Below are 10,403 nucleotides of genomic sequence, written 5' to 3'. Positions count from 1 at the left end.
GGCTTCCGGAACCTGACCCACTACATCGCCCGCAGCCTCCTCGAGGCCGGCGGATTCAAACCCCGACTACACCCTCGATTGTGAAGAGCCGGATTGCTTTGGCGTTGAGGCAGCCAAATACAGACACGACTTCGAAAGCCGCTCGAGTCACGCGGTAGCGGTCATGTGCCATAGTTCTTCTCCGAATCGTGACGTCCTGGCGTGCTGACAGGTCCCAACAATACGGTGAAACCACCAGTTCCGAGTCTCTATAGGGAGAGATATTTTATGGACAAGACGCTCTACCGCTACCTGTACACGTTCGCGTCCGCAGTCATGGCGGCATCGATCACCGTGGTGATCGCCTTCGTGATGTTCATGATCTTCGGAGACGGGATCGAGCAGACGCTGGTGTGGATGTTGGCTCTCGGAATCATGGCCTTCGGCGGCACCTTCGTCGGCGTCTATCTGGGAAGCAAGAACCTCACACCGCCGACCGACAAGTAAAGGAAGGGATGAGCGTCTGACTAATACAGCTCCGTAAACACAGTTCAATGCCGCTGAGAGTTTGCTCGGCGGCATTGAGCTATGTTGGCCCGAAAAGCGTTAGCTCAGGAGAGCCTGGATCGATGCGACACAGTCGTCACGTGTCCGATCGGGATTAAACATGTTCCGGTCTCGGGCCACGAGGAGCACCGCACCGAGAACGGCAATCGGTTCCAGTCCGCGCTTGACGTTCGGATCGTTCGCCAGGGACTCGGCCAGGAGATCGATGAACTCCTTGCGGACATCCCGCAATGTGACCGGGTCATTGGTGGGGGCAAGCCAGATCTCGGTGATCCACAACTGACCGAACGCAGGGTTCTTCTCCAGGAAGTCGAACGCGATCCCGAGCTGTTCGGGCAGACTGCATGTCTCGCGCAACTGGGTGAGGAGTAGGTCTGCCCCGTAACTCAGTAGTTGTTCGAAGAGCTCGAGCTTCGACCCGAAGTTGTAGTAGACACTCCCCTTCGACACCCCGGCCGCAGCCGCGATGGTATCGACCGAAACGGAGCCAGACGGGAGCCCGTCAAGCTGTTCCATCGCAGCGGCAAAAATCTTGTTGCGGGTCCGGTTCCGCCGAGCGGGCCGGCGTTGGATCGTCTCACTCATTCGACCATCTCCGGTTGTAGGGTTTTCATTCTCCAGTAGCGGTTACGGACGGCGCCGAGGTATCCGAGCAGCAGTCCGAGAAGTAGGAATCCGAGCAGGTACCACGGCACGTGGGAGACCGCGGAGAGATCGGAACCGTAGATGAGGTGACGCATGCCGGTGACGACATAACCCATCGGCAGCCACTGGTGCAGGGTCTGCAGCGTCTCGGGCAGCGTCTCCCACGGGAACGTTCCGCCCGAGGACACGAGTTGCAGCACGAGCAGGATGAGGACCACGAACTTGCCCGGTACCTCGAACAGCGCCACCACACCATGAATGAGCGCGGTGAATGTCGCCGAGGCGAGGAACAGCAAGCCCAGCGTCAGCCACGGGTAGGCAGACTTCAGTCCGAGACCGAAGTGGACCACAAGGTAGAGCAGAACCGTCTGGATCAGCGATAGCATCAAGAACGGCAGCCAGCTACCCAGCGAGATCTTCCACGCCTCGCCGTTGGAGCTCAGCGCGCGCGTGGACATCGGCTGCATGATCTGCACGAGGATGAACGCACCGATCCAGATCGCGAGGACCAGGAAGAACGGGGCCAGGCCCGCACCGTAAGAGCTCGCATGTGTCTGCTCCAGCTGGGCGATCGAGATCGGGTCGCCGATGACGGTGGAGACGCGATCGCGCTCGGCATCGTCGGGGTTCGGGATCTCGTCGGCGCCGGCACCGAGCTGGGTCGCGAGTTCGGATGTACCCTCGTCGAGCTGTTTCGCGCCGTCACTCAAAGATCCGATGCCGGAGACGAGCTGGTGCCCGCCGTCCGACAGTTCGGTCGTGCCGCTCGCAAGTTTGGTCGCGCCAGCGTTCAGCTGACCCGCCCCATCATCGGCCTGCGTGATGGCCGAGACAAGGGTCGGCACGGAGTCATTGAGTTTGCTCGTGCCATTCGCGAGTTCTCCCGCACCCGAACTGAGCTGCGACGAGCCGTCCCGCAGTCGCTTCGCTCCGTCCGCGACCTGCTGCGCACCGTCGGCGAGCTTGTGTACCTGGCTCTGTGTCTGATGCACGGTCTTCTTGACTTCGTTTGCACGCTTGATCGCTTCCGAGCCAGCAGCACTGTTACGGAAGTCCTTCTTGAGCTGCTCGACCTGTTCGGGCGTGATGATGCCGTCATCAACCAGCTTCTGGACCGTCTCGTCGAAGCGCTTTTCAGCGTCGGACACGACGCCGTCGACAACGTTGATCGCTTCGGTCAGTTTCGTATCGAGGGTCTTATTGCCCGCCGCTACCTGTGCGGCTCCTTCAGCGAGCGTGTCCGCGCCGTCATTTAGGTCGCGAGCACCGCTTGCGAGGCGCTGGGCACCGTCGTTGAGCTGTTTCGCCGAGCCGGGCAGCGCCGAGGTGGCATCGTGCAGTTGAGACAGGCCGGTGGAGAGTCGCTTTGACCCGTCAGCGAGCTGGTGGGCGCCGTTGTTCGCCTCATCGATGCCGTTGGACAGTGTCGTCGCGCCGGTCGAGAGGTCCCCTACCCCATTGCGGAGCTTGGAGGTTCCGTCGTGGAGTTGGGAGGCGCCGTCCGCGGCGCGGACGAGTTGGGTGTGGATGCGGCCGAAGCCGGTCAGCATGGCATCGGCGGTTTCCTTACCGACCTTGGACGCGACGGTGTTGTGCACGGTGCCGGCGAGTTTGTCGACGATCGTGGACAGCAAGTAGTTGTTCGCATCGTTCGTCGTGACCGTAAGGATCGCCTGTTCTGCCGCGCTGAAGTCCGTCGGGGACGCAAGGTTCGCGGAGAAGTCTTTCGGGATCGTGAGCGCGAAGGAGAACCGGCCGCTGCGCACTCCCTCGTCGGCCTCTTCCTGGGAGCTGACGGTCTGCCATCCGAAGGTGTGGTCGTCGATCAGCTGTTTCGTGACGTCGGCGCCGACTTCCATCTCTTTGTGGGTGTCGCCTTCGTCGATGGTGGCGCCTTCGTCGAGGTTGACGAGCGCAGCCTGGACGTGGTCGAGCCGCGAGTAGGGATCCCAGTTGGCATAGAGGTACACCGCACCGTAGAGCACGGGCACGATTGAGAGCGCCACGATGGCCAGTTTCGGCAGGATGCCGGTGGTCATGCGACGGATCTCGACCAGGGCAATCTGAATAATGTTCATTCTTCTTCCTCGTCAGAGGACTTCGGGCTAGAAGGCGTAGGTGCTGACGCGGTGAGGCCCGTCCAGCCTTCAGGCAGCGCGCGGACGATGGACACGATGGCGGGCTTTCGATCCGAGTCGCAGAGGTTCTGCAGGACGTCGACCCAGTCCTGATCCGGACCGCCGTGACGATGCGGGGAATCGACGACGAGGAGTTCGATGTTCGGGTCGGTTAGCGCTAGCGCCGTCAGCAGCTCGAGCCGGCGCGCCGGGGGCAAAATGTCAACCCATTCGTGACGGTCCTCGTAAAAACCGTGTTCGCGCAGCCACGGCGCGGTATGCGCCAACCGCCACGGCGGCCCAGGAATCAGCGCGAGCGTTTCCGAGACCAGCGCACGCACCCGGAGGTGAAACTCCGGTTCATTCACTCCGGGGGCATCGATTAGGGCGGCACGGCTCCGCAGCGCCTGAATTGTCGAATCGCCGTCGAGAGTCAGCGTGCCGGACGAGGGCTTCATCCGTCCGGAGATGACGAGCGAGAGCGCCGTGCGCTCATCGCGCACCGGCGCTCGAAGCATGAGCAGTTCGCCGCGGTCCACACTGAAGGAGGTTTCAGTGAACAGCGGCGCGTGGCGACCCTCGAGGGAGATGTCTTCTACGTTCAGCACCCTTCGACCCTATTTAAACTGACCGGTCAGTTTAAATAGGAATTGAGTCACAGGTCGTCAGCGCTCACGGCTCCGCCACGGACCAACGAAAATAACTAGCTCCCAGGTCGACCGCTCCATAGGGTCGAGAACATGTTGTACTTCGGCATCGCTTCGATGCGCCTGCGCAGCCGCTAACGGCGGCGAGCGCACTCCCCCGCTGCTCCCGCCCCGGCAACCACAGCCGGGCGGCTACTTTTTGCATGCCCGGCTCCGAAGCAATCACGGAGTACGCAATGCCTACCTATCGACACGGCCGTCACGAGCACGGCCAGAACTTTCTCACTGACAAGAGAACGCTCGACACCGTCGTCGCCGTAATCAATGCCACTAGCGGGCCCATTATTGAGATTGGCCCAGGCGGGGGTGCACTTACCGTTCCCCTGGCTCACCTCGGTCGCCCAATCACGGCCGTCGAGATCGATTCACACCTGGCCAAGCGGCTCGCCTCGTGGGCACCGCGAAACGTGACCGTTGTCGAAGCTGATTTCCTCGCTTATCGACTCCCTTCAATTCCGCATGTACTCGTCGGGAATCTGCCATTTCATATGACGACTGCAATCATGCGCCGTATCCTGCATGCTCCCGGCTGGACGGATGCTGTCTTACTCGTCCAATGGGAAGCTGCCCGGCGACGGGCCGGCGTCGGCGGTTCCACAATGATGACGGCACAGTGGGCACCGTGGTTTGAATTCGAGTTGCACGGTCGAGTTCCAGCGCGTGCGTTCATCCCGCAGCCCGGAGTCGACGGCGGGCTACTGCTGATCCACCGACGCGCAGAGCCATTACTCTCGCCGCGACAACGGCGACAATTCCAAGCACTTGTCCACCGCGTCTATACAGGGCCGGGTCACGGGCTCGCCAGAATTCTGGCCCGCAACACGCAGTTAGGTTCGCTAAAGGAAACTACGTCATGGCTGGCGTGCCAAGGACTCTCGCCATCGGCCCTGCCGAAGCACCTGAACACTTCAGCCTGGGTGGATCTGTTCGAGACAACGCGGTCTTCACCGCCAAAGCGTGCCAGAAGACGTTCATGAGGAAAGCGGCCACCTTTTCCTCGGGTTCTCTCGGTAGAGCAGTTATTTAACTATCTCGTGTTGAATGCGAGTGCAGTGTGGCTCATCCCTCCGTTGTCTCCCCGTCGGCGAACAGCTCCGCCTGCTCGAGCACCAGTTCGATCGCCTTTTCCTCAGCATCGGGTGGATAGTCGTACTTGGCGAGCAAACGCCGCACCTTCGAGCGCATCGATGCTCGAACGCTCTCCTTTTGATCCCAGTCGATGACGACGCTCGTGCGTATCGCCTAGACAATATCGGTGGCGATCTTCTTGAGGGTGGCATCGCCCATCTCGAGCACGGCAGCATCGTTGTGGGCAATGGCGTCATAGAGTGCGACCTCGGCAGCGGACGGCCCAAGGTCGTCCTGTCATCGACCAACACGTGCGCAGTGTCAATCGTGATGCCTTCGGCCCGGTAGGCGGTGACTGCGAAGCCGAGATCGACATGATCGGCCACCTAAGAGGCTGGCAGGACGATGCTGCCACCGAACCTGCGCACTCAACTAGCCCGTCGCCCGCGTCTTCGCCCACCACTGGCCCGACGCGCCGAACCTCGGGGACATCACGGCCATCGACTGGCGTCATGTCGAGCCTGTGGACATCCTCATCGGCGGGTTCCCATGCCAAGACGTCTCCACCGTCGGCAAGCGCGCCGGCCTCGCTCCTGGCACGCGCTCGGGTCTGTGGGCGCACATGGCCGCAGCCATCGACGCGCTCCAGCCCGAATGGGTCGTCATCGAGAACGTCCGCGGGCTGCTGTCCTCACCCGCAACGCGGCCACCGTCAGAAGGAGACGACCATGACCGACACAACCCCGGCGATGCAACCCCCGACGGCGCAACCCGTCGCGGCATGGAATCCGACCCGTGGCATCTGGGAGACAACGCAGCTCGACCTCTACGGGCTCTCGGCGCCGTTCTCGGCGATCTGGCCGACCTGCGGCTGGATGCGCGATGGATCGGCCTACCGGCTTCCCTTGTCGGCGCTCCTCACCAACGCTTCCGCATCTTCGCCCTCGCCCGGCGCACTGTTCCGCACGCCACTAGCGACGGACTCATCGCGCGGCGGGGAAACACTCGACCAGGTGCGAGCGAGACGCGGGACGATCGCCCTCTCGCACCAGATCATCGACTTCGCTCTCCACGGACCGGGTGGCTCGCCGAGCAGGAGAGCCGAATCGGAAACGCTGTAGTCCCTGATCGACGGACTGTTCAAAGTTGGGGACACTACGCCGACGCCATCGCCCGCTGGGAGCACATCACCGGACGACCCGCGCCCGCGCCAGCCCTCCTGAACGACGCCGACGGCCCCCGACCAGCACCAGCATTCGTCGAATGGCTCATGGGCCTGCCTACTGGTTGGGTTACCGACGCCGACTACCTTACGCAGGACCAGCAGATCACAGCGCTCGGCAACGGCGTGCTTCCTCTTCAAGCAGCCCGAGCGTTGATACCACTCTCAAGGTGATGCGCTTCCTGGCGTCACCTTTGCGGGATGGCCTCAATGCGTATGCAGACCGTTGCGAATGAGATCAACGAGTCGATTAAGGATGTCCTCACACTCAGAGCGAATCACCGCTTCGCCCCTCCCCACGGCCTCGACCGCGGCCTGGGTCACGTCATACTTGCAAGCCTTGACCAGCTTCTCCGCATCCGGTACGCCCGCATTGACGAGAATCTCGGAGAGACGCTCGCTCCAGGCTTTGTCTCGCCCTTGGTCAAGCTTCCGCTTCTGACGACCCTTCAGGCGGAAGCCGATCCTGGCCTCAAGTGCTGCAAGGTACGAGTCCTGGAGGAGCAGGTCTTCGAGCTCAGAGTGGGCACACGATGGTCGCACAACTTGAACGACGGCGGTCTGCTCGATCACGCCATCCGCAAGAAGACGACCAACGTCTTTCTCCCCCGCAGGATCGCTATCGAGGACCACGATCGGTTGAGTCAAGAGGGTTCGCGCGGCGAGGACCCTTGGGTAAATCTTGCTGCCGCTCCCGGCCGACTCGATGATAAGGCGCCCCTCGGTGAGCCATTCGCGAACCGCGGGCTCTCGCTGCATCAGAAGCGCGGGCAGAAGAACTTCGTCCAGGTAGCCTTCACTCACCACCACTACCTCGGCCGCTGCTAGCGCGTCGGAGAGTCTGACTCCCAGCGCCGTGCGCAGCGCGTCCAAGCTCTTCGCGGGTTTTGCGCTCCGCTCGCTGACAATGACGTTCTGTCGGAGATTTCGACGGTTGACCAGCGCCTGGCTGTGAGTCGTGACGATGACCTGCTGCGACTCCGCGATGCCCTGTAGCACTTGCCGAAGTTCGTGCACAGCTCCTGGGTGCAGATGAGATTCAGGTTCCTCTACTGCAATAATCAACTGCTTGTCTGGATGATTGGTCGATTGTGTCCATTCCATCGTAAGTGCCAGCGCAACGAGGCTCTGAATGCCGTCGCCCTTGGCGACGATTGGAGTGAGAACCCCATCGTCTATGAGGATGTCTTCGAGGCCGGAAGCGCGCGAGAAGGGCCGAGCCTCCAACTGGACCGAGTCAGTGCCCGGGATGAACCGTGTCAAGGTCTTCTGGAGGACAGACTCAACGTCGGCAATGACAGTTTGGTCAAGCCGTTCGAGTTGCTTGAGCACCTCGGCGTACTCAGGTGAGCGAAGTAGTTGGCGCCGCCGGATGCCAGAATCTCCTCCGCCATGCCCAAGGCCGTCGCGCCCGTGCGTACCGCTGGGATGTGGAGCAGCTTGATACGGTCGGTAAGGAACTTCGCGATATCTCGTGCTTTCTCCTTGTGTTGGCCCCGGCCCTGCTTCGGTATCGAGAGAGTTACTGTCCGCTCTTTCAGCGACACCTCCAGAGGGAGTTTCTGGTTGATCGACACGCCAGTTTCATCTCGGAACGCTGTCTGTTCGTCGGTGCTGAGCTCAAAATCAAGATGAACGACTGTGCTGCGCTGGCCTCCACGACGTTCTCGGGCGAACAGAGGGAAGTCCTGCTCCCAGTTGTACCCCACATCCCTTCCAGAGCCGCCGCGGCGCCCACGCCAGGTCCCGCGATGGCTACCGCGAAGAAGCACCTCGGTGGGGACTTCACGCCCAGCCGGCAAGCCACGTGGCAATCCCGCCCAACCTTCGATGACTTCCATCGCGAGTACCGCCGCACGCAGAAGGTTTGACTTTCCTTGGTTGTTCGGTCCGACAAGCACAGTAAAGTCGCCGACGGCGAAGTCAGCGGCTTTGTCGATGCTGCGGTACTTGCGAACTGAGACTCTGCTGAGGCGCACCCGAATCTCCTCAGCTCTTCTCGAAGCCGGAGCTGGGGTCGAACTTGAGGACGCGGGCGTTCTCGCCTATGGTGCGGACCTCGGACTCGTCGAAGCCGTCGGGCTTGGTGGCCTGAATGTCGATGGTGATGTCAAGCCGCGCGCCCGCCCCAGCAAGGCGGTCGATCACCTCGCGGGTCACGTTGCCGATGTCACGGGCGTAGCGGTCGGAGTCGATCTTCACCGATCCGAAGAACCGGACGAGCACCGTCTCCAGCGCGGATTCAGCCTCGGACGGATCATCGCCCTCAGCGGACGAACTGCTCGTCCCGACGAAGTCGACCGGCCCAACGGCAGCGAGGTCACCGTCAGCGGCGGCGTTCATCGTGGCCTCACGCGCGGCAGCGATCCGGTCGGCATCGGCTTGCTTCTGGGCGCGCTCAGTTTCGATGAGCAGTGTGCTGTCGGTGACCTGAATCCGGGTGTTCGGGTTCGGTGCCACGAGCAGGCTGCGGTACCGTCCAGTCTCGACGTCTTTCCCTGATGCGATAGCGAACCGTTCGTTGTCGACGAGAACAGCCGAAAGCGACTGTTCGATGGCGCTGTCGAGAACCTCGCGTCGGACGAGGCGGGGTAGGTAGGTGTACCGGGTGAAGTAGCCCCACAACTCGCCGACGGTGATCTCGCCTGCGTCGCGCCACAGCGCGCCGAGCTCGTGGTGCAGGGTGGCACCGAGGATCGGCGCGCCGAAGTCGGTGATGAGCTGATCCTCGCGTCCGAGCTTGGCGCTGACGCGCTCGGCAAGTGAGCGGCCGCCTGAATCGGGCACACGGTCGGCGACAAGTTCGAACGGCTTGGTCGGGTCGAACTGCTCGGGGTAGACGGCCCAGACGAAGGTGTCGCGGATGCGGTCGGAGACGGTCTGATCGAGCCGGGAGACCCAGTCGTCAGTCTGCTTGCGCTGTTGCGCAGACAGGTTAAGGCTGTCGCTGGTGGCCTGGACTCGCTTCCAGCCAAGGTAGCTGCGGGTGGCAGCTTCGAGGCTCTCCAGCTCGCTCTTGTCGGCGAGAAGGAAGATCAGAGTGTTGCGGTGGATGCGCTGGCTCGCGCCCTTGCTCTCGATAGCGTCACGGACCCACGCATGCGCTGCCGAGTCCGCGCCGTCCTGCTTGCGACGGGCGTGCCGCGGGTGGGCGATCACCAGGCGCGTGTCTTCAAGGTCGGGGATATCGGCGGATGACGACGGGGCGATGTGGACACGGTCGAACACACCGCGCACCCGCTCTTCTCCTTGAAGGCGGCGGGTGATCTCGTTCCACACGGTCTCGATATCCTCGCGGAGCCGCTCGGCGTAGTCGTTCGCGGTCTTGGTGACGGACGGCTGGGTATCGAACCAGTAGTGGCCCTGGTCTTCGTAGAAGTAGGTCGAGCGCTGCGCGAGCAGTTCGACGGCGCTGCCGAAGTTCCCGAGGGTGTCGCCGGGGACGGCGGTGCCGAGCCAGAGGTACTGCTTGTCGAGTCCCTTGCGGGTGCTCTTGATCCGGGGGGCTGCGCCCATGAAGATCGTGCGGGCGATGCGCTGGGTGACGAACCGCTGGCCGAGGTTGGGTCGGTCGAGGTCGATCTGCTGTGCGGTCGAGCCGGGGCCGTCGATGTCGGAGTCGATGATCGGCTTCCACTGGTCTTCGAGGTACTGCGTCAGGTCCGTGTTCACGGTCGTCGCATCCAGTGGCACGTTGCCGGGCAGGATCAGCGGCGAGGCATCGTTCGATGCCCACAGCTCGTGCACGATCGACGAGACGAGCTTCAACACGCCACGGGTGCGCTGGAACCGCTCCAGCGTCGACCAGTCCTCGTACAAGCGGTCCAGCAGTTCGGGGTGCAGAGGGTAGGAGGCGCGGATGCGCTTCTCGTAGTCGTCGTTCGGCGACGCTGCATCGCGCGGGAACAGCGCGGTGTTGTTGCGGTACAGGTTCGTGAAACTGCGCGCCACGGCCGAGATCGTGGTTAGGCCTTCGGCGTTCGGTGCCTGGAACAGTCGGCGCCGGACGATCTCGAACGACTCGTCCTTGCTCGACGGCCGCCACTGGTCGGCGACACGGCGGATCACGTTCTGGAGGCGTTCGAGCGCGAGCTGGCC

9 protein-coding genes and 2 pseudogenes are annotated in these 10,403 nt (G+C 62.5%); 4 read left to right on the top strand and 7 right to left on the bottom strand.

The genetic code is table 11. The features are described 5' to 3' along the window. The first annotated feature begins 267 nt into the window (after positions 1-267). The gene (locus BSZ39_RS11215; RefSeq protein WP_073717416.1) at positions 268-486 is read left to right on the top strand and encodes a hypothetical protein; all 219 of its coding nucleotides are present in this window, start codon (positions 268-270) and stop codon (positions 484-486) included. A 99-nt stretch (positions 487-585) separates the two neighbouring features. On the opposite strand, the gene BSZ39_RS11210 is transcribed toward BSZ39_RS11215, so the two are convergent. From BSZ39_RS11210 to BSZ39_RS11200, 3 genes are read right to left on the bottom strand one after another with little or no spacing between them, the layout of a single operon-like run. Continuing rightward, positions 586-1,131, bottom strand: coding sequence for a TetR/AcrR family transcriptional regulator (locus tag BSZ39_RS11210; protein WP_073717415.1), 546 nt, complete (start codon positions 1,129-1,131; stop codon positions 586-588). Continuing rightward, positions 1,128-3,269: a YhgE/Pip domain-containing protein gene (locus tag BSZ39_RS11205; protein ID WP_073717414.1), complete on the bottom strand. Its 2,142-nt coding sequence runs from the start codon at positions 3,267-3,269 to the stop codon at positions 1,128-1,130. The genes BSZ39_RS11210 and BSZ39_RS11205 overlap by 4 nt, the downstream gene beginning before the upstream one ends. Beyond that, positions 3,266-3,916 carry a hypothetical protein gene (locus BSZ39_RS11200; protein ID WP_073717413.1) on the bottom strand — a complete coding sequence of 217 codons (651 nt, stop codon included), beginning with the start codon at positions 3,914-3,916 and terminating at the stop codon, positions 3,266-3,268. The genes BSZ39_RS11205 and BSZ39_RS11200 overlap by 4 nt, the downstream gene beginning before the upstream one ends. A gap of 275 nt (positions 3,917-4,191) precedes the next feature. Here BSZ39_RS11200 and erm point away from each other — a divergent pair, with 275 nt between their 5' ends. Then, positions 4,192-4,992, top strand: a complete 801-nt coding sequence (gene erm / locus BSZ39_RS11195) for a 23S ribosomal RNA methyltransferase Erm (RefSeq protein WP_073717412.1) — start codon at positions 4,192-4,194, stop codon at positions 4,990-4,992. A gap of 82 nt (positions 4,993-5,074) precedes the next feature. Here erm and BSZ39_RS11190 read toward each other — a convergent pair. Next, positions 5,075-5,362 (bottom strand): annotated as a pseudogene (locus BSZ39_RS11190) (type I restriction enzyme endonuclease domain-containing protein); the annotation flags it as partial. 178 nt (positions 5,363-5,540) lie between these two features. Between BSZ39_RS11190 and BSZ39_RS15140 the strand changes: the two are divergent. Then, positions 5,541-5,768, top strand: a pseudogene (locus tag BSZ39_RS15140) (DNA cytosine methyltransferase); the annotation flags it as partial. A gap of 43 nt (positions 5,769-5,811) precedes the next feature. Continuing rightward, positions 5,812-6,204: a hypothetical protein gene (locus BSZ39_RS14710; RefSeq protein ID WP_245792506.1), complete on the top strand. Its 393-nt coding sequence runs from the start codon at positions 5,812-5,814 to the stop codon at positions 6,202-6,204. A 308-nt stretch (positions 6,205-6,512) separates the two neighbouring features. Here BSZ39_RS14710 and BSZ39_RS11180 read toward each other — a convergent pair whose 3' ends face one another. The 3 genes from BSZ39_RS11180 to BSZ39_RS11170 all read right to left on the bottom strand — a co-directional run. Next, positions 6,513-7,637, bottom strand: a complete 1,125-nt coding sequence (locus tag BSZ39_RS11180) for an ATP-dependent nuclease (RefSeq protein ID WP_073717410.1) — start codon at positions 7,635-7,637, stop codon at positions 6,513-6,515. Further along, positions 7,565-8,284 carry a hypothetical protein gene (locus tag BSZ39_RS13630; RefSeq protein ID WP_143180509.1) on the bottom strand — a complete coding sequence of 240 codons (720 nt, stop codon included), beginning with the start codon at positions 8,282-8,284 and terminating at the stop codon, positions 7,565-7,567. The genes BSZ39_RS11180 and BSZ39_RS13630 overlap by 73 nt, the downstream gene beginning before the upstream one ends. Positions 8,285-8,294: 10 nt before the next feature. Then, the coding region (locus tag BSZ39_RS11170) for an ATP-binding protein (RefSeq protein WP_143180508.1) at positions 8,295-10,403 on the bottom strand (2,109 nt) is incomplete at its 5' end.

This window comes from Bowdeniella nasicola, assembly GCF_001907295.1.
GTDB lineage: Bacteria > Actinomycetota > Actinomycetes > Actinomycetales > Actinomycetaceae > Bowdeniella > Bowdeniella nasicola.
Note: the sequence above shows the minus strand (reverse complement) of the source record. Positions and strands in the feature narration are given on the sequence as shown.

Coding starts and splice junctions, on each gene's coding strand:
- erm (WP_073717412.1), top strand. CDS start 4,192: ATGCCTACCTATCGACACGGCCGTCACGAGCACGGCCAGAACTTTCTC.
- BSZ39_RS11210 (WP_073717415.1), bottom strand. CDS start 1,131: ATGAGTGAGACGATCCAACGCCGGCCCGCTCGGCGGAACCGGACCCGC.
- BSZ39_RS14710 (WP_245792506.1), top strand. CDS start 5,812: ATGACCGACACAACCCCGGCGATGCAACCCCCGACGGCGCAACCCGTC.
- BSZ39_RS11205 (WP_073717414.1), bottom strand. CDS start 3,269: ATGAACATTATTCAGATTGCCCTGGTCGAGATCCGTCGCATGACCACC.
- BSZ39_RS11215 (WP_073717416.1), top strand. CDS start 268: ATGGACAAGACGCTCTACCGCTACCTGTACACGTTCGCGTCCGCAGTC.